Source organism: Haloferax gibbonsii, assembly GCF_001190965.1.
Lineage (GTDB): Archaea > Halobacteriota > Halobacteria > Halobacteriales > Haloferacaceae > Haloferax > Haloferax gibbonsii.
The window spans coordinates 1,694,822-1,714,048 of record NZ_CP011947.1 but is presented as its reverse complement, the minus strand read 5'-3'; the positions used below and the strand labels follow the sequence as shown (position 1 = coordinate 1,714,048).

The 19,227-nt window shown below is 67.7% G+C and carries 21 protein-coding genes and 1 other RNA gene; 11 read left to right on the top strand and 11 right to left on the bottom strand.

Features of this window, described 5'->3' with window-relative positions:
- Positions 1–24 precede the first annotated feature (24 nt).
- Complete coding sequence (locus ABY42_RS08910) at positions 25–1,269, top strand: M20/M25/M40 family metallo-hydrolase (protein WP_050459233.1); 1,245 nt, start codon at positions 25–27, stop codon at positions 1,267–1,269.
- Here ABY42_RS08910 and ABY42_RS08905 read toward each other — a convergent pair.
- Both ABY42_RS08905 and ABY42_RS19800 read right to left on the bottom strand, forming a co-directional pair.
- Entirely contained in the window at positions 1,257–1,931 is a 675-nt protein-coding gene (locus ABY42_RS08905) for a DUF7119 family protein (protein WP_004976434.1), read from the bottom strand. The genes ABY42_RS08910 and ABY42_RS08905 overlap by 13 nt on opposite strands.
- A gap of 191 nt (positions 1,932–2,122) precedes the next feature.
- Positions 2,123–2,293, bottom strand: a complete 171-nt coding sequence (locus ABY42_RS19800) for a hypothetical protein (RefSeq protein WP_008096575.1) — start codon at positions 2,291–2,293, stop codon at positions 2,123–2,125.
- Positions 2,294–2,597: 304 nt separating this feature from the next.
- Here ABY42_RS19800 and ABY42_RS08900 point away from each other — a divergent pair, with 304 nt between their 5' ends.
- From ABY42_RS08900 to ABY42_RS08885, 4 genes are all read left to right on the top strand, one after another.
- A complete protein-coding gene (locus ABY42_RS08900) occupies positions 2,598–2,921 on the top strand; it encodes a hypothetical protein (protein WP_004976436.1) in 324 nt (107 codons plus the stop codon).
- Positions 2,922–3,009: 88 nt separating this feature from the next.
- The gene (locus ABY42_RS08895) at positions 3,010–4,788 is read left to right on the top strand and encodes a nitrite/sulfite reductase (protein WP_050459232.1); all 1,779 of its coding nucleotides are present in this window, start codon (positions 3,010–3,012) and stop codon (positions 4,786–4,788) included.
- Between the two features lie 85 nt (positions 4,789–4,873).
- Positions 4,874–5,158, top strand: coding sequence for a DUF6360 family protein (locus tag ABY42_RS08890; RefSeq protein ID WP_004976438.1), 285 nt, complete (start codon positions 4,874–4,876; stop codon positions 5,156–5,158).
- A gap of 318 nt (positions 5,159–5,476) precedes the next feature.
- Positions 5,477–6,397, top strand: coding sequence for a DMT family transporter (locus ABY42_RS08885; protein ID WP_050459231.1), 921 nt, complete (start codon positions 5,477–5,479; stop codon positions 6,395–6,397).
- A 44-nt stretch (positions 6,398–6,441) separates the two neighbouring features.
- On the opposite strand, the gene ABY42_RS08880 is transcribed toward ABY42_RS08885, so the two are convergent.
- Positions 6,442–7,389 (bottom strand): DMT family transporter, encoded by a 948-nt coding sequence (locus tag ABY42_RS08880; protein WP_050459230.1) that lies wholly within the window; start codon positions 7,387–7,389, stop codon positions 6,442–6,444.
- Between the two features lie 202 nt (positions 7,390–7,591).
- Between ABY42_RS08880 and ABY42_RS08875 the strand changes: the two genes are divergently transcribed.
- Both ABY42_RS08875 and ABY42_RS08870 read left to right on the top strand, forming a co-directional pair.
- Positions 7,592–8,080: an Lrp/AsnC family transcriptional regulator gene (locus tag ABY42_RS08875; protein WP_004976442.1), complete on the top strand. Its 489-nt coding sequence runs from the start codon at positions 7,592–7,594 to the stop codon at positions 8,078–8,080.
- 44 nt (positions 8,081–8,124) lie between these two features.
- A complete protein-coding gene (locus tag ABY42_RS08870; protein WP_004976443.1) occupies positions 8,125–8,400 on the top strand; it encodes a hypothetical protein in 276 nt (91 codons plus the stop codon).
- Positions 8,401–8,416: 16 nt separating this feature from the next.
- On the opposite strand, the gene ABY42_RS08865 is transcribed toward ABY42_RS08870, so the two are convergent.
- Positions 8,417–10,525, bottom strand: coding sequence for a PAS domain-containing sensor histidine kinase (locus tag ABY42_RS08865; RefSeq protein WP_050459229.1), 2,109 nt, complete (start codon positions 10,523–10,525; stop codon positions 8,417–8,419).
- A gap of 241 nt (positions 10,526–10,766) precedes the next feature.
- Between ABY42_RS08865 and ABY42_RS08860 the strand changes: the two genes are divergently transcribed.
- Positions 10,767–11,141 carry an SHOCT domain-containing protein gene (locus tag ABY42_RS08860; RefSeq protein ID WP_004976445.1) on the top strand — a complete coding sequence of 125 codons (375 nt, stop codon included), beginning with the start codon at positions 10,767–10,769 and terminating at the stop codon, positions 11,139–11,141.
- A gap of 181 nt (positions 11,142–11,322) precedes the next feature.
- Complete coding sequence (locus tag ABY42_RS19795; RefSeq protein WP_004976446.1) at positions 11,323–11,463, top strand: hypothetical protein; 141 nt, start codon at positions 11,323–11,325, stop codon at positions 11,461–11,463.
- Positions 11,464–11,513: 50 nt separating this feature from the next.
- Here ABY42_RS19795 and ABY42_RS08855 read toward each other — a convergent pair whose 3' ends face one another.
- On the bottom strand, positions 11,514–12,746 hold the full coding sequence (locus tag ABY42_RS08855) for an MBL fold metallo-hydrolase (RefSeq protein WP_004976447.1): 1,233 nt from the start codon (positions 12,744–12,746) through the stop codon (positions 11,514–11,516).
- Positions 12,747–12,831: 85 nt separating this feature from the next.
- Between ABY42_RS08855 and ABY42_RS08850 the strand changes: the two genes are divergently transcribed.
- Positions 12,832–13,194 carry a hypothetical protein gene (locus ABY42_RS08850; RefSeq protein ID WP_004976448.1) on the top strand — a complete coding sequence of 121 codons (363 nt, stop codon included), beginning with the start codon at positions 12,832–12,834 and terminating at the stop codon, positions 13,192–13,194.
- A gap of 91 nt (positions 13,195–13,285) precedes the next feature.
- On the opposite strand, the gene ABY42_RS08845 is transcribed toward ABY42_RS08850, so the two are convergent.
- From ABY42_RS08845 to rnpB, 4 genes are all read right to left on the bottom strand, one after another.
- Positions 13,286–14,518 (bottom strand): digeranylgeranylglycerophospholipid reductase, encoded by a 1,233-nt coding sequence (locus ABY42_RS08845; RefSeq protein WP_004976449.1) that lies wholly within the window; start codon positions 14,516–14,518, stop codon positions 13,286–13,288.
- A 235-nt stretch (positions 14,519–14,753) separates the two neighbouring features.
- A complete protein-coding gene (locus tag ABY42_RS08840) occupies positions 14,754–15,065 on the bottom strand; it encodes a hypothetical protein (RefSeq protein ID WP_004976450.1) in 312 nt (103 codons plus the stop codon).
- A 108-nt stretch (positions 15,066–15,173) separates the two neighbouring features.
- A complete protein-coding gene (locus ABY42_RS08835) occupies positions 15,174–16,292 on the bottom strand; it encodes a zinc metalloprotease (protein WP_050459228.1) in 1,119 nt (372 codons plus the stop codon).
- Between the two features lie 85 nt (positions 16,293–16,377).
- Positions 16,378–16,809, bottom strand: an RNA gene (rnpB, locus tag ABY42_RS14985) — RNase P RNA component.
- Between the two features lie 150 nt (positions 16,810–16,959).
- Between rnpB and ABY42_RS08830 the strand changes: the two genes are divergently transcribed.
- On the top strand, positions 16,960–17,562 hold the full coding sequence (locus ABY42_RS08830; RefSeq protein WP_004976452.1) for a TIGR00296 family protein: 603 nt from the start codon (positions 16,960–16,962) through the stop codon (positions 17,560–17,562).
- A gap of 88 nt (positions 17,563–17,650) precedes the next feature.
- On the opposite strand, the gene ABY42_RS08825 is transcribed toward ABY42_RS08830, so the two are convergent.
- Both ABY42_RS08825 and ABY42_RS08820 read right to left on the bottom strand, forming a co-directional pair.
- Positions 17,651–18,808, bottom strand: a complete 1,158-nt coding sequence (locus ABY42_RS08825; RefSeq protein ID WP_050459227.1) for a nicotinate phosphoribosyltransferase — start codon at positions 18,806–18,808, stop codon at positions 17,651–17,653.
- Positions 18,809–18,898: 90 nt separating this feature from the next.
- Complete coding sequence (locus tag ABY42_RS08820) at positions 18,899–19,216, bottom strand: hypothetical protein (RefSeq protein WP_050459226.1); 318 nt, start codon at positions 19,214–19,216, stop codon at positions 18,899–18,901.
- Between the last annotated feature and the right edge of the window lie 11 nt (positions 19,217–19,227).

The window sequence follows — 19,227 nt, the reverse complement described above, 5'->3', positions numbered from 1 at the left end:
TACCCTGTTGCCGTCCCCCATAATATGGACCTGCGCGACTTCGCGGACACCCTGCTCCGGTTCGAGAGCGTCGCCCGCGCCGAGGCCCCGGCCCAGCAGTGGGTCAAAAACCGGCTACACGACTTCGGCTTCGACACCTACGAGTGGACCGCCGACCCGGCGCGCCTGGCCGAACATCCGTCGTTTCCCGACGACCCCGACGACATCGACGCGGCGAACCGCCCGAGCGTCGCCGGCGCGTTCGAGTTCGGCGACCCCGACGCGGGCCGGACGCTCGTCCTCAACGGCCACGTCGACGTGGTGCCCGCCGACAGGGAACTGTGGACCCACGACCCGTTTTTACCCGGCTGGGACGACGACGCGGGCACCGTCAGCGCCCGCGGCGCGGCCGACATGAAAGCGGGGCTCGCGGCGTGCGTCTTCGCCGCGCTCGACCTCCGAGACGCCGTCGAGGCGGGCGACCTCGACCTCGACGGACGAGTGGTCGTCGAGAGCGTCGTCGGCGAGGAGGAAGGCGGCATCGGGGCCGCGGCGGCCGCGCTCGACACCCCCTACCCGTTCGAGCGAGACGCCGCGCTCGTCGCCGAACCGACGCGGCTCAAGCCGGTCGTCGCCACCGAGGGCTCGGTCATGAAGCGACTCCGCCTGACCGGGCGGACGGCGCACGCGGCCTCGCGCTGGCGCGGAGTGGACGTCATCGAGAAGTTCGAGGCGATTCGCGGAGCGTTCTTCGACCTCGAATCGGAGCGGACCGACGCGGTCACCCACCCGCTTTTCGACTACCCGATTCCGTGGCCCGTCTGCGTCGGCCGCGTCGAGGCGGGGACGTGGGCGTCGAGCGTCGCGGGGACGCTCACCGCGGAGTGGCGACTCGGCGTCGCGCCGGGCGAGACGGTCGCCGAGGTCGAAGCCGCGTTCGAGGAACGGCTGGCGCGCGTCGTCGCCGACGACGAATGGCTCTCGGCGCACCCGCCGGTGTTCGAGCGCTTTTCGGTGCAGTTCGAGCCGGCCGAAATCGACGCCGACGAACCGGTCGTGGAGTCGTTGCGCGGGGCGCTGCGGGCGGACGGCCGCGACGACGAACCGGTCGGCGTGACCTACGGGGCGGACTCGCGGCACTACGTCGAAGCGGGCATCCCGACGGTGCTGTTCGGACCGGGCGACATCGACCAGGCGCACTTCCCTGACGAGACCGTCGAGTGGGAAGAAGTCGGGGTCGCGCGGGACGTGATTCGGGAGACGGCGACGCGCTTTCTTCAGTCGAGGTAGTCGTCGAGGGCGTCCGCGACCACGTCGCCGGGGGCGGCGTCTTCGAGCGAGGCGCGGCGGCGGAGTTCGAGGTAGACGTCGGCCGGGAGCGTCACCTCGAGCGTGCCGATATCGACGCCGTGGGCCGAGAGCGCGTCCACGACGGGCGTGCCGTCGTTGACCTCGCTGGCGAGGCGACGGACCTCGCGGACGGTCAACCCGGCGTCGAGCGTGGCCCACGCGAGGTGGAGTCTGGCGTCGCCGGAGACGCGGGCGATGTGCTTTGCGGCCGTGGGAGCGATTCTACCGCGGGCGACGTGCCGGCGGACCGACTGCGGGAGATCGTGGACGCGGGCCCACTTGCGGATGAAGGAGACGGACACGTCGCCGCCGGCGCGCTCGGCGGCGCGCTTGTAGGAGCCGACGCCGCGGACGAGCGCGGCGCAGGCGGCCGCGCCGCGGAGCATGAACACGTGGTCGTCGTCGCCGGCGGTGGACTCCGAAAACGAGCGGACCGTTCTGGCGGCCTCGGCGAGGCTGTCGGGGTCGGTGGGGTCGAAGCCGACGGCCTCGCGGGCGCGGTCGCCCGTGACGGCGGGGTCGCCGCGGACGACCGGTTCACCGACCGGTTCCCGTCGGTCGGCCGGGACCTCAGTCGTTCGTCGGCGTTCGTCGTTCGTCATCTACGAATCGGTAACGCGTTCTGGCTTAAAAACGTCCCCCCGAGAGGCGAGATTCGCGCGCGACCGGTCGCTGGGCGGAACACGGGCGAGCGGCTGGAGGCCGGCAAACGAGGGACGGCCGGGGCGGGGATACGCCGACGCCGACCGATTACGGGCGGGCGGTAGATGGTCAGCGGCCGGTCGACGGGCGGTTACTCCTCGCGGGACTCCGAGAGGTGCGACCAGATTTCGGTACAGCCCGCACCGTCTTCGAGGTCTTTGAGGTGAGCCGTGGGGTCTTCTTCCTCCGCCTCGGTCGACGACTCGACCTCGGCGTCGGCCTCGCGGTCGCGTTCGGGTTCGAGTTCTGCCTCGCCGGTCATGCGTCGCCCTCCCGTGACGGTTCGAACAGCTCTGGGGCGACGTCGGCGGAGGCGTGTTGTCGGACGGCGGTGCGGTGGTCACTCATCACCACCACGTACCGGGCGGACCCGCATAAGGGAATCCGCACCTGTAATGTGTACCCCCACTCCCGGCTACCGGAACAGGTTGCCCCTACCTCTGACGGCCGATTTCGGCCACAATCGCACGACTACGCCGGAACGACTACCGAACCACGCGTCGCGCTCCCCCGCGGGGATTGCGGGCGCCGCCCCGCATAGGTAGCCGGAGCGCGGAGGGTGAGCCATGAGCGTCTCCCTACGCGTCCTCGACGACGGGGCGTGGGTCTCCGTGAACGACGCCAGAGAAGTGAGCGTGAGCGAACTCTGGCGGCTCGACGACCCGTCATTCTGTGGGTGCGAGCTTCCCGACTTCGTCGTCGAGAACGTCCTCGACGTCGGCGCGGACGGCAGAACCGTCTCCGCGAAGGTGTACGGCCAGTGCATCGCCTGCGGCCACGCGGGCGTGCCCGGCTGGGTTCCGGTCGGGAGGCTCCGCGAGGGCGAATTCGTCGATATCGACCGCGAGCGGGTCGTCCTCCCGGTTCGACGCGGCGACGACGACGAATAGGCAACATTCTCCGCTTTTGGGCAGCACCGGGAAGGGTTGACGGTACGCTCGGGGCCTTACGTGGGCACGTATATGGACATTCATACGAATGCCCACGGACGTCGAACGCTGGAAGTCGGAGGTCTACGGTAACGAGATACGAGAGCACCTGCTCGAATTCGCCGAGCAGGGCTGGGACACCATCCCGGAAGACGAGCGAGACGCCTGGTTCGAGCGCTTCAAATGGTGGGGCCTGTACCACCAGCGCAACGGCCAAGAGAGCTACTTCATGATGCGCATCGGGACGCCGAACGGCGTGCTGACGCCCGGCCAGACCGAAGTCGTCGCGGAAGTCGCCGACGAGTACGCCCGCGGCCCGGCCGAGAACCCCATCTTCGGCAACGGCTACGTCGACTGGACGACCCGCCAGTCGATTCAGCTCCACTGGATCAAACTGGAGGACATCCCGGAAATCTTCGAGAAGCTCGAATCGGTCGGTCTCTCGACGCAGCAGGCCTGCGGTGACTCGTGGCGGAACATCGTCGGCTGCCCCGTCGCCGGCAAGGACAAACACGAGCACGTCGACGCGCTCCCCGTCGCGATGGAGCTCAACGAGACGTTCAAAGGCAACGACGACCACTCGAACCTCCCGCGGAAGTGGAAGGTCTCCATCACCGGCTGCCGCGAGGGCTGCGGACAGGGCGACATCAACGACCTCGCGCTCGAACCCGCGACCAAGGAGATAGACGGCGAGGAGACGAAGGGCTTCAACATCCGCATCGGCGGCGGCCTCTCGCGGAACGAGCCGCGGCTCGCCCGCGACATCGACGTGTTCGTGACGCCCGAGCAGGCCGCCGAGGTCTCGGGAGCCATCTCCGCGCTGTTCCGCGAGAACGGCGACCGCGACAACCGCTACAACGCCCGCATCAAGTTCCTGATGGACGAGTGGGGCGCGGAGAAGTTCCGCAACGTCCTCCAGGAGGAGTTCGTCGACTTCGAACTGGAGACCGCCGGCGAAGACCTGCGCTCGGAGTACTCCTACAACTCCGGCTACGCCAACGGCGGCCACGCCGACCACGTCGGCATCCACGAGCAGGCCGACGGCAACTACTACGTCGGGCTCAACGTCCTCGTCGGCCGCATGGGCGTCGACGAGACGAAAGAGCTCGCCCGCGTCGCCGACGAGTACGGCTCCGGCGAGGTTCGCGTCACGCAGCGCCAGAACGTCATCATCACCGACGTGCCCGAAGAGAAGCTCGACGCGCTGCAGGACGAGGAACTCCTCGACCACTACTCGCCCGACCCGCACCCGTTCATGCGCGGCTCCATCGCCTGTACGGGCACCGAGTTCTGTTCGCTCTCCATCGTGGAGACGAAGAACCGGCAGGTCCGCTACGCCCGCTGGCTCAAGGAGAACGTCGAACTCCCCGCGGGCGTCGAGGACTTCCACATCCACCTCTCGGGCTGTACGGCCTCCTGCGCCCAGCCGCAGATTGCGGACATCAGCCTCCGGGGCATGAAGACCCGCAAGGACGGCGAGCCGGTCGAAGCGCTCGACATCGGTCTCGGCGGCGGTCTCGGCGAGAACCCCAACTTCGCCGAGTGGGTCACCCAGCGCGTCCCCGTCGACGAGGTTCCGGGTGCCATCAAGAACCTACTCGCGAACTTCGAAGCGCGCCGCGAGGGCGACGAGACGTTCCGCGAGTTCGTCGCCCGGACGGACGAGGAAGACCTCGCCGAACTGGTCGAACCCGAAGAGACCAGCTACGAGGACCCGATGATGCACAACACGAAGCGCACGTGGTACCCCTACGCGGAAGACGACTCGATGGACGCGAGTCCCGCGCCGACCCACGGTGACGGCACGCCCATCACGAGCGACGACTGAGCGGGCCCGTCTCGGGACCGACCCGCGTCGGTGACGACTCGCCGCCGCGCTACCTATTTACGACGACACCATACACTACTCACAGATGCCAGACCGAATCCTGAAGGTCAACGCCTACACGACGCTGGACCTCGTCGACGCGTCGGCGACGGGTCACGACTTCGAGGAGTCGGCGTTCGCGGTGTGCAACGTCACCTCGCCGCGGAAGCACCCCGACGAGATTACCCTCGAACTCGAACTCGACTGGACGCAGCTCGACGCGCTCCCGCCGCACGCCGACAAACTGACGCTGTCGCCCGAGGAGGCTCGAACCCTCGCGGCCGACCTCGAAAAGCACGCCGACCGCGTCGAAGCCGAACAGCGCGACTGACCGCGGCCCCCCGATTTTCGACGACCGTTCGACGCCCCGAGCGGCGCGACCGCCCGCGCGAGCCCGACGGTTCGTGGCAACACCACCCATGAGAACTTCTATCCCGATTTAGTCAACGAATCGTGTGAATCCGTGTCTCGAATGTTAGAATTGTGTTTCAACAGAGCCAATCGTTAGACATATGCCTTCGGGACCCGCAGGATGTGTTGTGATACAGACGACGCCCTTACGCCGTCCACGCACCGAGCGTCGACCGCACTCCACCTCCCGCGCTCACCCGGCGAATCGAACGCCGGCCACAGCGCGGGAGGTGGTGGCGTGAGCCGTCACCGGACCCTCGTCCTCTTCGTCGCGGCCGCGGTGCTGTTCGGCACCTCCTTCGTCGGCATCAAGGCCGCCATCGGCTCGGTCCCGCCGGTGCTCTTTGCGGCCTTCCGCGTCGACGTCGCCGCCGTCGTCCTCCTGACGCTCGTCGCCGTCCGCGGCGGCTACTGGCTCCCGCGGACCCGCGCGGACGCGCTCGGCATCCTCGCCAGCGCCGCGTTCGTCCTCGGAGCGAACAACGTGTTCCTCTTCCTCGGCCAGCAGCACGCGACGACGGGCGCGGCCGCCGTCATGTACAGCATCATGCCCGTGGCCTCCCCGGTGTTCGCCGTCTTGCTCCTCGACGACGCGCGCATCTCCGCGGTCGACGCCGCCGGCATCCTGCTCGGACTCGTCGGCGTCGTCGTCATCGTCGGCCCCGAGAGCGTCCTCGGCGGCGGGAGCGTCGGACAGGCGCTCATCGTCTGTTCGGCGCTGTCGGTCGCCTTCGGGACTGTGCTGCTCAAGCGCGTTGGCCCCTCTATCGGAACGCTCCCGCAGACCGCGTGGGCGATGGCGGCCGCCGCCGTCGGCATCCACGCCGCCAGCCTCGGTCTCGGCGAATCAATCGCGCAGGTCGCGTGGTCGCCGGAACTTGTCGCCGCGATTCTCTACGTCGGCATGCCCGCGACCGCCGCGGCCTACCCGGTCTACTTCGCGCTCCTCGCGGAGGCCGGCCCCGTCCGCGGCAACCTCGTCGCCTACGCGATGCCTGTCGTCGCCACCGTCACTGGCTGGGCGTTCCTCGGTGAGTCCGTCTCGCCGGCGACCGTCCTCGGCTTCGGGGTCATCCTCTCGGGGTTCATCTTGGTCCAGCGCGACAGCGTGGCCCGGGTGGTCGGACTCAGGGGAAGCATCCCCGCGGAAGCTGAATAAGCGAAGAGAACAGCATAGAACAGAACTCGAAACGCGGACCGATTTCAGGCCGCGACCCGCCGCCGGACCGCGACGGCGACCGACACCAGCGTCTCCTTTTTCATCGCCGCGAAGCCGAAGAAGATGGCTCCGAAGCCGACGAGCGCCGTCGTGTCGATGACGTGTCCGAGGAGCGCCCAGCTCATGAGCGCCGCGACCACGGGCTCGACGTAGCCGATGAGGTTGAGTTCGGTCGGCCCGAGGCGGTCTAAGAGTTCGAAGTAGAGGAGGAACGCCACCGCGCCGGAGACGAGCGTCAGGTAGAGGAACGACGCGATGCCGGCGGGGGCGAACTCGATGGTCGAAAGCGACTCGCCGCGGACGAGTGCCCAGCCGTGAAGCAGGACACCGCCACCGAGCATCGACCACGCCTGCATCGACTGGACCGGGAGGTCGCTCCGGAGCGGGCGGGTGAGGACCGCACCGAGGGCGAACGACACCGCCGCGAGGAAGATGAGGACGATGCCGAGTCCCTGCGCCGACCCGGAGGACCCCGAGAACGCCGAGACCGGGTCGGCGACGAGCACGGCACCGGCGAAACCGGCGAACAGGCCGAGCGTCCCGGTCTTCCCCAGTGACCCCTTGGTGAGGATGGCCGAGGCGAAGACCGCAGTCAGGATGGGCGAGAGGCTGATGATGATAGAGGCCACCGCGCCGGGGACGTGTTCCTGTCCGAGGTAGAGCAGGCCGTGGTAGGCGGCGATGATGAACACCGCGCCGATGGCCGTCGCGAGCAGTTCGTCTCTGGTCTCGGGTCGCCAGCGGTCGGTGGAGTAGCAGGCGTACGCCAGCATCACGAGCCCCGCGAGTTCGTAGCGGAGCGCGGCGAAAGAGAGCGTCGGGAAGAACTCCAAGCCGACCTCGATGGCGACGAACGAGGTGCCCCACATCGCCGCGAGCGCGACGAAAAGCAGGGGCGTCGTCGGAATGTTTCTCCAAGTGGTTCGCGTCATGGTCGAATCTGTTTCAGTTCTCAGAGACACATCTTGTTAAATCCTTCTACAAGAGATTGGGTTTGAATTGAATTTTAGAGGAATGATTCGTGATTTTGCTGTTCTAAAGTCTCTATAATTCGTGATGATTCGAGAGCGCGAGAGAGGTGGCGAAAACGGCGGACAGAACAAGGACTTACGTCACCGACCGCAACGAGAGGGTATGGACGAACGCGACGTGCGCCTGTTGAAGGCCATCGCGGACCTCGGGACGGGCAGTCCCGAGAAGCTACACGAAGCGACAGACATCCCTGTGTCGACCATCCACTACCGCCTGAACAACCTGAAGGACGACGGCGTCATCGAGAACGACCTCTACGACATCGACCTAGAGGCGTTCGGACTCGGCGTCACCGTGGTCGTGGAGGTGCTGGCGGACTACAGCGGGTCGTACGAGGAAGTCGGGAACAAACTGCTGGAGATAGAGGGCGTCACGCAGCTCTACTTCACCATGGGCGAGACGGACTTCATCGTCGTCGCCCACCTCGCGGACTCCGACCGCGTGGAGCGCCTCATCAGCGACTTCGAGGCGACGCCGGAGGTCGAGCGGACGAACTCGACGTTCGTCATCTCCGCGATGCGCGACAGCCACCGGGCGCTCCAGAGCTACACGCTGGAGACGCTCCTCGACGAGCTCGGCATCGAGGACTGAGAATCGGCCGGGGACGTATCACGGTTCGTCGCGTACTATCGACCATGTCGAACGACGTGCGAACGTGGCTGGTCGAACGGACCTACTCGGACGACGAACAGAACATCATCATCCTCGTGTACGCGACCACCGACGGGACGCGCTACCACCGCAAAGAGCGCTCGCTGACGAGTTTCGAGTCCGACGTGCGCGACACCTACGCCGCCGTCGACGTGCCCGAGGACGAACTGGGCCGCGTCTCCGACGAGGAGACGAGAGCGGCGTACGCGGCCGCCGCGACCGAGATGGCCGAGTCGCACGAGCCGACCGACACGGTCTGAGAGCGTCGCGGTCGGCTCAGTCCGCCGACGCGAGCGGGAGCGAGACGACGACGACCGTGCCGGTCGGCTCGTTGTCCTCGAAGTGAACCTCGCCGCCGAACGAGTCGACCAGTTGGTGGACGAGGTAGAGACCGAGGCCGGTGCCGGTACTCTCCAGTCCCTTTTCGCCCTTCCCGAAGACGACCGACTTCCGCGCGTCGGGGATACCCGAACCGTCGTCGGCGATGCGGATGACCGCCATGTCGGCGTCGTCGTCCACGGTCGCCGAGACGGTGACGACGGTGCTGCCGTCGTTGTGCTGGACGGCGTTGTTGAAGAGGTTACCGAGCACCGACGCGATGAGCGGGTTCGCGCGCACCGCCACGTCGGGTATCTCGCCGTCGACCTCGAACGTCGCGTGCGGGAACGCCTCGCGGCGGACCGCGAGTTCGCGCTCGACGGCGTTCACGAGCGACATCGGGCGCGTCTCGACGCCGCCGCCGCTCATCGTCTCCATCAGGTCGCGGGCGACCTCGGTTATCTCGATGGTGTGGCGACCCGTCGAGAGGATGCGCGAGAGGATGTCCGCGCCCTCTCCGTCGACGTGTTCTCGGAGTAGCTCCGCCCAGCCGACGACGACGGCCATGTCGTTTCGGATGTCGTGGCGGACGATTCGGTTGAGCGCCTCCAGTTCGGCGTTCGTCCGTTCGAGTTCGCGCTCGCGGGTGCGGCGGGCGGTCACGTCCTGAATCGTCCCTCTGAGCGCCGCCACGCGCCCGTCGCGGATGACGGGCTCGCCGCGGGTGCGGACCCACAGCTCAGACCCCTCCGCGGTCACCAGTCGGTACTCGTCTTCCCACGGGATGCCCTCGGACCGACAGCGGTCCAACAGCTCGCGGACCCGGTCTCGCTCCTCGGCGGCGTAGAACTCGATGGCGTCGTCGACGTTCGGCTCGTAGTCGAGCGGCACCTCGTGGATGCGCTTGGTCTGGTCGGTCCACGCCAGCGTGTCGGTCGTGAGGTCGAGCTCCCAGCCGCCGACCTTCGAGATGCGCTGGGTGCGTTCGAGGAAGTCCCGGCTCCGTTCGAGTTCGTCCTCGCGCGCCTTCTGCTCGGAGAGGCTCTGGAAGACGATGACGTTGCGGTCGCCTTCGAGGGACGTGATGGAGAACCGAACCGGGACGAGCTCGTCGTCGGGCCGGCGAATCGCCACCTCGCCCTGCCACTTGCCGTCGGCTTCGAGCGCGGGCGGAATCGTCTCTCTGAGCCGTTCGAGCTCCGACTCGTCGTGGAGGTGGCCCCAGCCCGTCCCGAGCATCGACTCGGGGTCCGAGTAGCCGCAGATGTCGGCCGCGGTCTCGTTGACGTACGTGTGCCGGTCGTTCTCGGTGATGGTGACGCCGGCGTCGACGGCGTCGACCGCGCCCTTGAACGCCTCGAGGTCGCGTTCGCGCCGGCGCTCTTCGGTCACGTCCTCGACCGTCGAGATGAGTCGGTCCCGCCCCGAGATCTCGGCGACGGTGAGGCTGACGCGAATCCAGACGGTGTCGCCCGACGCGTTCTCGATGGGCCACGTGAAGACGGACCCGCCCTCCTCGCGGGCGGTCTCGACCTCGTCGAGGGCGCGTTCGTCGTCGTAGCCGGGGAGGTCCGCGGTCACGTGCGTCGGACTCGTGTCGATGACCGCCGCGCGGCCGACGCCGAGGATGTCCAAGTAGTGCTGATTGATGTCGACGAGTTCGAGCGTTTCGAGGTTTCGAACCGCGAGACCGACGTTGACGGCCTCGAAGAGCGCGCGGTGGTCGAGCGAGCCGACGGTGTTCCGGGCGGCGTCGTAGACGACGCGGCCGAGGTTGTCGAGGTCGTGTTCGTCGGGGGCGGGCCGCTCGAACGAGACGAGCGGAACGCCGTCGACCCGCAGCTTCGAGACGAGCGGCTGACCCTCCGAGTCCGTGATCCCAGTGGAGACGACGAGACAGTCGATACGAGCGCGTTCGAGTTCCGCGTGGACCGCGTCGAGGTCGTCGACGGCCGAGACGCGGACGTCGGTCGTCGCGTCGCCGATCGAATCGGGGAGCTCGGTCGCGAGACGCTCGCGAACGGCGGCGTCCTCGCTGACGACGAGGACAGTCAACCGACCAGGCATACCGGCGAGAAGAGAGCGAGGTTCAAGTATGAACCGACAACTGTCGGTTCGGAATCACGAGCCGCGGTCCGACCGACCGTCGGACTCGCCCGCGTCGAAGATTCCAAAGTTCGGGCGAGGACAAACCGACGAAATCGAACCTTCATCCCCGTCGGACCCGAAGCGTCGAAGCGACAATCGACCTAAACGTGGAGCGCGTACTGACACCTGTGGGGCGGACACCACCGCCTCGGTGAACACCATGACGACGACAAACGACTCGACGCGACTCGCGGGCATCGTCCTGCTCGCGCTGGCCGCGCTGTTCGCGCTCCCCGTCCTCTTCGGGATGGCCGGCCTCGGCGGCGGCATGCCGATGGGGTGGGGCGGCGGCTGGATGCACGACACGTGGATGCACGGCGGAACCGGCGGGACCGTCCCGTGGTGGATGTGGGGGATGGGACTGTTCGGCCAACTGCTCGTCCTCGCGGCCGTCGTCGGCGGCGGCGTCCTCCTGTTCCGCGCCCTGCGCGGCGGGAGCGACGACGCGCTCGACGAACTCCGCCGGGCCTACGCCCGCGGTGACATCGACGACGAGGAGTTCGACCGCCGCCGCGAGCGACTCGAACGCGACTGACGCGTCGAAACTCGGGACAGTCGCCGCGTTGCAGGCGAAACGAAGGGGTTCGGCCGGATAGCGGTCGGCGAAAGGCGGTCGGCGAGAAGCGGTCCCGGGGAGTCGGCGCGCGGCCGCCTCCGTCGGAGAGAGTGCGCGCGCCGACCGCAACGACTATAATTATTTAGGCCAACCTAAAACCATGAGTTCGGATTCATCCGATGGGTCGTTCGGTTCGTTCCTCGGTCGCTTTCGGTCGCGGCGAACGCGACTTCGCGTGTCCGCGTGCGTCGCCGCGAGCCGGTCGATAGCGGTCCCGGAGACGGACGACGAGCGCGACTGAGCGCCGGAGACCGGCGACGTCGGGTCGCTCCGCGCTGGTCGCCGCGCGCCTCAGACCTCGACCGTCGCTCCGATTTCTGGAGCCGCGGCCTCGTAGCCGTCGGCCCGGAGTTCCTCGGCGAACGTCGCACAGCGGTCGCCGTGGTTCACGAACACCGGCGCGCCGCGGTAGTCGTCGAGAAACGACAGGAGCCCGTGCCGGTCGGCGTGGGCGGAGAAGTCGTACATCTCGGCGCGGGCGGCCACGGGGACGACCCCGCCGTTGAGTTCGCACCGGCCGCGCTCGACCAGTTCTCTGCCCGGCGTCCCCTCGACCTGATAGCCGGTGAGACAGATTTTGTTCGTCGGGTCTCGCCGAATCTCGGGGATGTACGTCATCGCCGGCCCGCCCGAGAGCATCCCGCTCGTCGTCACGATGACCGAGTTCTGCCGGGCGATGCGCTTTCGCTGACCGTCTCGACCCGAGACGATTCGCGCGTTCGACTTCGCCCGCTTGAGCGCCGCGGCGTCGCGGACGTAGTCGGGGTGGTTCCGGAGCATCCGCAGCACGCGCGTCCCCATGCCGTCGACGTAGCAGTCGATGTCGTGGGCGTCGAGCACCATGAGAATCTCCTGGGTCCGGCCGATGGCGAACGCGGGGACGACGACGGTGCCGCCCTCCCAGACGGTCGTCCGCACCGACTCAACGAAGCGCTCTTCGACGGTCGCGCGGTCGTCGTGTTCCACGTCGGAGTAGGTGGACTCGCAGATGACCACGTCGGCGTCCGGGCGGTCGGTCGTGCCCGAGACCAACCGCTGGTCGTCGGTGTGGAAGTCGGCGCTGTAGAGCAGACGCGTCTCCCCGTCGTCGACGAGGACGTGGGCGCTGCCGGGGATGTGCCCCGCGTTGTAGAACGTGACCTCGTGGCCGGCGGCCTCGAACGGCTCGCCGTAGTCGTGGTGTTCCGACTGCTGGGTCATCCGCCGGACGTGCGTCTCGGTGAACGGGCAGTTGTAGCTCCCGCCGTGGAGTTTGAGCGTGTCGCGCGCGAGCGTCCGGGCGAGTTCGTCGGTCGGCGGCGTCCAATGGACCGCCGGCCAGTCGTCGCCCGAGAGGAGCGAGGGGACCGTCCCGACGTGGTCGAGGTGGCCGTGCGAGACGACGACGGCGTCGGGGTCGACGGAGCCGACGGGGAACTGCGGGGGGTTCCCGGTCAGCATCCCGTAATCGAGCAGCAGCGAGTCGTTGACGAGAATCGCGCTGCGCCCGACCTCCTCGGCCCCGCCGAGGAACTGGAGTTTCATTGCCGGCAGTACCGACCGGAGGGGCTTTTGCTCGTCGGTCCCGCCGCACTCGACGCTTTTCACGCCGGCCGCCGTCTCCCGAGGTGTGACCGGCTCCGACCCCGAATCCGACCGCGGTGGCGACGACCTCGAACCAGACACCGAGGCCGACCGCGACGACCTCGACCGACTGGTGACGACGCTCCACGACCGACTCGCCGCGACGGCGACCCGGCCCGTCCGCGAGGAGGCGAGCCGGTGGCTCGGCGAGGCGGAGGCCGTCGCGGGCGACCTCGCGGTCGGCCCGCTCCCGGACGACGAGGTGGTTCGGAGGCGACTCGGCCACGTCGAACACCTGCTGTCGAACGTCGGCGAAACCGAAGACGAGGCGGCGGACGAACACGTCGCGTCGGCACGGGCGGCGCTGGCCGACGCGCTGGCGACGCTCGGTGACGGCGGCGGCGAGTGAGTTTGGGAAGACAAAGAGAGGCGAGACGGGAACCGCGAGAGATACACAGCGAAGCGCGGGGACCGAAAGAAACGCGCGCGCTTCCCGGCGCTCAGTTCGAGAACCACTCCCTCGCGGTCGAGGCGAGGATGGAGAGGTCTTCGAACTTGAGCATGCGGAACATGGCGAGGGGACTGCCGCCGTTGGCGGCGTCCAACTGCTCGTTGGGGAGGCGATGGAGGTCTTCGAGCAGTTTGTCGTAGCGCTCGTTGGAGGCGCGGTAGAGCATCTCCGTCATGAACAGACGGTTTTTGACCTTCGGCGCGACGCGCTCGTGCCACAGTTGGTCGTAGATGGCGAGTTCGGACGCGGAGGTGTCGCGCTCGGAGTTCGTGAGCGCGCGGTCGGCGGTCGCCGCCGCGACCCGGCCCGAGCGCATGCACTTGTCGATGCCCTCGCCCCACAGCGGGTCGACGGTCGGCACCGTGTCGCCGATGGCCATGAAGTTGTCCGTGCTCATGCGGCCCGGAAGCTGGATGTGCGCGGAGCCGCGGTGCTGTTTGCCCGCGATGCGCTCCGCGTTCGCGAAGCGCGGGTCGGTGTCGAGCCAGTACTGGAGGTAGTCGTCGATGGTGTAGCCCGACTTGGCGTTGTGGCGGTGTCCCTCGTTTTGGATGTAGCAGACGCCGACCTTCGCGGTGTCGCCGCCGGTGTGGAATATCCACGAGTAGCCGCCGGGCGCGATGTCGTGGTCGAGCCGAAGCATCATCGCGTCGGTGAGGTCGCCGTAGCCCTCGGGCGCGAGGTCCATGCCCTCGAACTCGAACTCGATGCCGATAGCCTGCTTCTGTCGGTTGAGGTCGCACACGTCGAGGGCCTTGGCGAGCGGCGCGCTCGGTCCGGTCGCGTCGATGACGATGTCGGCGTACACTTCCTTGTCGCCGTTGTACCGGACGCCGACGATTTCGCCGCCCTCCATGATCGGCTTGGAGACGCGCGCGTCGAAGCGGTACTCCGCGCCGTCGGCTTCCGCCTCGTCGACGAGCCAGTTCTTGAAGTCCGCGAACTCGAGGACCGCACCGGGCTGGTGCCGGTAGTAATGGTGGTTCGGGGACTCCAAGACGACATCGTCGGTGAAGTTCATCACGACCTCGTCGGGGATGTTGAACGAGGCCATCGCCGACGGGAACGTCCCGGCGGTCGACTTGTTGCTTCTGGAGGGGAACTCGTCTTCGGACTCGGTTTCGAGGACGCACACGTCGTAGCCTCGGGCGGCGAGGTCTCGTGCCGCCTGTCCACCTGCAGGGCCCGCGCCTGCGATAATCACGTCGTAGTTGTCTGTCATTGTAGAGTAGGCATCACCGGTAGGGTTGGTCGTACGCGTTACACACCCTTTCTGTAACAAGCGTGTAATCTGCTTTGGTTTTGAACGGTCGGAAATACGGGGGCGTTCGACGTATTCCGACCGCTCAAAGGCGACAGATACGGCGGAGAGACGGCGGACGATGGAGGGCGCGACACGTCGCTCGACACGGGGAGAGACGGTGGCAAACGCGGCCACGGCGCGGCTAAAACTCGGGTCAGGCTTTCGGGATGCGGCGGACTTGGAACTCGCGGTAGCCGCCGTAGGCGGCTTCGAGCGCCCCGAGCCACCAGTTCCAGCGCGTCGCGGGGCCGCCCTCCGGCGCGTCGCGCATGTTCCGCACGATTTCGTCGCCCGTGAGCGCCGCGCCGCGGTCGGCTTCGGCCTGCCCCGAGTCGGCGAGGTCGCGGGCTTGACGCGCGACGACCCGACGCTCCGCATCGGTGCCGCCGAACTCGGCGAGCGCGTCGCGGAACGACTCCTCGTCGAAGGCGGCGTGGGCGTCACCGTGCCTATCGGTGGGAATCACGACTGCTCCTACGGGGGCCGTCCCAAAGAAGGACTCGGCCGATTCGACCGGGCGAGAACCGTCGTTTTCGGTGCGAAGCGCGCCGGCGCGGGTGACGCGGCGACGGCGCTACGTCCACCACTCGCTCCGGCGCTCGTTGTACGTCGCGTTCCGGAACGGCTCTGGCTTTTCGTCGTCGGCCTCCGCGCCGAGGTAGTGTGCGGTCCAGTAGCCGACGTGCCAGCCGACGGCCTCGGTGTCGAGGTCGACGAGGATGACCCGATAGCTACCGTACGTCTCTAACGCGTCGTCGCCGTCCGGGTCGTAGCCGCTGACGGCGGCACAGGAGACCGCGCCCGGGGCGCACGGAGAGGAGTCCGCAAAGGAGATTCGAACCTCGGCGTCCGCCGGGTCGTCCACGTAGGTGTAGGTGAGGTTGTCGGGCATCCCCGGCGCGCCGTCGGCGAAGTAATCGAGGGCGTGACGGACCTGCTCGCGGGCCGCGTCGGGGTCCGAGGCGTTCGCGTCGTCGACGTAGACCGTGAAGTTCGGGTCGTCCCACGGGAACGCCTTCTCGGTCGCGTTCGTCCGCGGGAGCGTGTAGAGGATGCCCGTGGCGTTCATCAGGGCCGCGGGCTCGTCGCCGTGGGCGAGACCGAGCGTGTGGCCCAGTTCGTGTTCGATGATTTCGACCGTCGAGTCGTCGCTGAACCCGGTTCGGATGTAGACGGTCTCGGGGCGGTCAATCTGCCGGGCGTCGGTGATGTGCGGCGCGCAGCCGACCGCGTCGGCCTGTCCGCTACACTCGGGGATGGTGTCGGAAAAGCGGACCACCATGTCCGGGTCGCGGGCGTCGGCGTCGACCTCGTAGTCGACCTCGTAGCCGAGGTACCGCGCGTCGTTCGCCTCCCAGAACGTCGTCGCCTCGCTCACGAGCGCGGCGTAGTCGCGGTCGTTGGCGGCGGCCTCGACGGCGACGACGACCGGCTCGGAGCCCCACGGACCGTAGCCGGAGGCGGGCGTGAACGTCTCTGTCGGCTCGGCTGTCGGCTCGGGCGTCGGCGACGCGGTGGGCGTTGCAGTCGCGGTCGCTGACGGAGCCGTAGTCGAGACTGCGGTCGACGGCGTTTCGGTGGTCGCCGCGGTCGGAGCGGTCGTCGAAGTCGTCGCGTCGTCTCCCGGCGACACCGGCGCGGCACAGCCGGCGAGGACGACGAGCGCCGCGACGAGGAGGGTCGAACCGCGCATACCGAGACTGCGGTGGCGAACGGTCAAGAGCGTTTCCCGACGCCGCGACCCGACCGACGGCGCGGCCGCTCGGGCGTTCGAAAGCGGCTGAGAGGAGTAAGCCCCCTTCTGTTCGTCCCAGCATTCGGCTCAGCGTCCGCGTCCTTCTCGGGGCGAGCCCCGAGGGCGCGACGGGCGAACCCGACGCGCCGTCCGAACTACCTTCGCGGCGCGGACTTGCACCGGTGAGGATTCGCCGTTCCATCCGTTCTCGACCGTCAGAGATGGCGACGCCATCTCACTCCCTCTGCGGGTTAACTCCCTTCCCTTACGGGTCGGTTCGCACGCGGACGGGTCTCCCGTCCGCGCCGGCGACGGCGGAGCCGTCGCGCGCGCATCATCGGTCAAGTCGAGCGGTCTCGTTTCTGTTCCAGCGCCAGCCGTCTCCGACTCCGGGCTTGCGCCCGGTCACCCGTTCGGACGGTGGGGGGACTTTCCTCATGCCCGTCTCGGGCACGGGAACTGGGCTCTCTCTGCCGACCTACCCTAGTCCGGTCGGTCGGATAAGCGGTTCGATTAACGGGGTCATACGCGGGTTTAGTCGCCCGTTATGTGGCACCGATTCTACATAACAACCCGATAACATTCGAGGGAAGCGTTGAAGTCACCACAGGACTTGAATGATAATATGTCCGAGGCGCAGACCGTACACCTCACCTACGAGGATGGGGCGCGGGCGGTCGAACTAGCGCGGGAATCGGTCGAATCGTACGTTCTTCACGGACAGAGAGAGCAACCGGGCAGCATGCGCGACGCGTTTTACGCCCGAACCGGGGCGTTTGTCCGCATCAAGTCGACACGTGGGCGCGGTCGACTGCGGGGCTGTGCGGGCGCGTATCGGGGGAAAGACCAGCTCGGTCACGCCATCGTCGACGCGGCCATCAAGGCCGCGTCGGGCGACTCGTGCCAAACCGAAATCGAAGCACCCGAACTCCCGAATCTGAACATCTCTGTTTGTATCGTCAACAATTACACGCTGACTAACGACCCAGTCGCCGACATCGAACTCGGCACGCACGGGGTCGCCATCGACGCCGGCGGCACCCACGGCTGGATGTACCCGACCCTGCCCATCGAGCTCGGCTGGTCGAAAGAGGAGTTCCTCACGAACGCCTGTCGCAAGGCCGGCCTGTCGCCGCTGGCGTGGCAGGACGACGACACCATGATCACCCTGTTCGAAGGGCAGGTCTTCCGCGAGCGCGACGACGGCGGGAGCGTCGAAGCGCTGTAAGTCGTCGCGGCGACGACTCGACTCCTTGGGGGGAGAACCGAACTGGCGAGCGACGGCTTCGAGCGTCGCCGCAAAACGAGAACGCGTCTTACTCGTCGCCGAAGCCGACCAACTCGGCGTCCTCTCTGGCCCGCGTCGCGGCCGCGTCGATGTCGAACTCGAACTCCGAGACGACCTCGCCGTCGCGGATGAGCGGTTCGAGGAGCGCCTCGCCGTCGGTCGGGCCGGGGCGTCCGCGGAGGCCGACGTGGTGGCCGCCGTCGGCCGTGCGGTAGACCTCCTTCACGCCGGAGAGCTTGCCCCGCTTGGCCGCGGGTTCGCCGTCGACTTCGACGATGTCGAGCGCGAAGTCCACCGGGTTGGCGTTCGAGATGTAGCCGCCGACGCCGAACCCCTCGACCACGTCGCGGAGGTGCCGGAGTTCCGCCGGGCCGAGGCCGCCGCTCACGAAGATGCCCACGTCCTCGTGGCCGCGGGCGTCGAGTTCCCAGCGGACCTCCCGGACGATGTGTCGGAAGTCCCCCCGCCGCGAGGACGTGGTGTCGAGGCGGACGCTGTCGAGGTCGTCGCCGAGCGTCTCGACCGCCTGCAGCACCTCCTCGGTCTCGTCGCCGTAGGTGTCGCAGAGAGCGACCCGCGGCACGTCCTCGTCGACGGCCTCGTCGAAGGCGCGGAACGCCTCCGCCTGGTTGCCGCGACCGAAGGCGATGAGGAGCGCGTGGGGCATCGTCCCCGACGCCTCCTTCCCGAGAATCTCGCCGGCGGCGACGTGCGAGAAGCCGTCGAGGCCGGCGACGAGGGCGCTCCGCTCGACCATCGCGGCGATGGAGGGGTGGACGTGGCGCGCGCCGAACGAGAGAACCGTCGAGTCGGGGGCCGCCGTGCGGGCTTCGAGGGCGGCCGTCGCACAGCCCGAGGCGTGCGAGAGGAAACCGAGCAGCGAGGTTTCGAGCCGAGCGAACTCGAGGTAGTCGCCCTCGATTCGCATCACCGGACCGCCGTCGAACAGCAGGCCCTCGGGCATGGCGTCGACGTCGATATCGCGGCCGGAGAGCAGTTCGGCGGCGTCTTTCACGCCGGCGAACAGCTCGAAGTCGCCGTCGGGGAACTGGTCGGCCGTCACCTCGGCGACGACGCGGGGGTTCTTGCCCGCGTGTCGGAGGGTCGCCTCGGTCCGCTCGAAGTAGGCGTCGGTCGCGACGCCCTCGCGGATGGCCTCGGGACCGACGATATCGAAGTCACTCATTGGCGCGGATTCCACCCGGCCGATGAAAAAGGTGTATAATCGGTCACGTGCGTCGAAGAGGAATTTTCTTCACCGCGATGGACGGGCCGATCAGCAAACGAGGATGCTCGTGCGGTAGGTGGTGTTGTCTTTTTTCACGTATCCATTGCCGACACTCCACCGACGGTCGTCAAAGCCCGCGGGAGACTCGGAAAGCGCGTCGTCGAACAGCGCTTGCTCCTCTGGCGAAAGCGAGTCGTACGGAACGACGTCAGCGTCCGCAGGAACGTCGTCGGCTGGGTCGACTCCCAGAGACTGACCGCAACTGTTCGACCACGGAACGAGCGTTCCGGTGGCGAAGAGGAAGACGACGACGAACAGGACGAGCGAGAGGGAGACGATAGCGAACAGACCGAGCCGACGGGGCATACAATCTAATG

Bases quoted from the DNA above. Each gene is read 5' to 3' on its own strand.
- ABY42_RS08905 (WP_004976434.1), bottom strand. From the start codon at position 1,931: ATGACGAACGACGAACGCCGACGAACGACTGAGGTCCCGGCCGACCGA.
- ABY42_RS08855 (WP_004976447.1), bottom strand. From the start codon at position 12,746: ATGAAACTCCAGTTCCTCGGCGGGGCCGAGGAGGTCGGGCGCAGCGCG.
- ABY42_RS08875 (WP_004976442.1), top strand. From the start codon at position 7,592: ATGGACGAACGCGACGTGCGCCTGTTGAAGGCCATCGCGGACCTCGGG.
- ABY42_RS08890 (WP_004976438.1), top strand. From the start codon at position 4,874: ATGCCAGACCGAATCCTGAAGGTCAACGCCTACACGACGCTGGACCTC.
- ABY42_RS08830 (WP_004976452.1), top strand. From the start codon at position 16,960: ATGTCCGAGGCGCAGACCGTACACCTCACCTACGAGGATGGGGCGCGG.
- ABY42_RS08880 (WP_050459230.1), bottom strand. From the start codon at position 7,389: ATGACGCGAACCACTTGGAGAAACATTCCGACGACGCCCCTGCTTTTC.
- ABY42_RS19800 (WP_008096575.1), bottom strand. From the start codon at position 2,293: ATGACCGGCGAGGCAGAACTCGAACCCGAACGCGACCGCGAGGCCGAC.
- ABY42_RS08820 (WP_050459226.1), bottom strand. From the start codon at position 19,216: ATGCCCCGTCGGCTCGGTCTGTTCGCTATCGTCTCCCTCTCGCTCGTC.
- ABY42_RS08870 (WP_004976443.1), top strand. From the start codon at position 8,125: ATGTCGAACGACGTGCGAACGTGGCTGGTCGAACGGACCTACTCGGAC.
- ABY42_RS08825 (WP_050459227.1), bottom strand. From the start codon at position 18,808: ATGAGTGACTTCGATATCGTCGGTCCCGAGGCCATCCGCGAGGGCGTC.
- ABY42_RS19795 (WP_004976446.1), top strand. From the start codon at position 11,323: ATGAGTTCGGATTCATCCGATGGGTCGTTCGGTTCGTTCCTCGGTCGC.
- ABY42_RS08835 (WP_050459228.1), bottom strand. From the start codon at position 16,292: ATGCGCGGTTCGACCCTCCTCGTCGCGGCGCTCGTCGTCCTCGCCGGC.
- ABY42_RS08860 (WP_004976445.1), top strand. From the start codon at position 10,767: ATGACGACGACAAACGACTCGACGCGACTCGCGGGCATCGTCCTGCTC.
- ABY42_RS08910 (WP_050459233.1), top strand. From the start codon at position 25: ATGGACCTGCGCGACTTCGCGGACACCCTGCTCCGGTTCGAGAGCGTC.
- ABY42_RS08845 (WP_004976449.1), bottom strand. From the start codon at position 14,518: ATGACAGACAACTACGACGTGATTATCGCAGGCGCGGGCCCTGCAGGT.
- ABY42_RS08900 (WP_004976436.1), top strand. From the start codon at position 2,598: ATGAGCGTCTCCCTACGCGTCCTCGACGACGGGGCGTGGGTCTCCGTG.
- ABY42_RS08865 (WP_050459229.1), bottom strand. From the start codon at position 10,525: ATGCCTGGTCGGTTGACTGTCCTCGTCGTCAGCGAGGACGCCGCCGTT.
- ABY42_RS08895 (WP_050459232.1), top strand. From the start codon at position 3,010: ATGCCCACGGACGTCGAACGCTGGAAGTCGGAGGTCTACGGTAACGAG.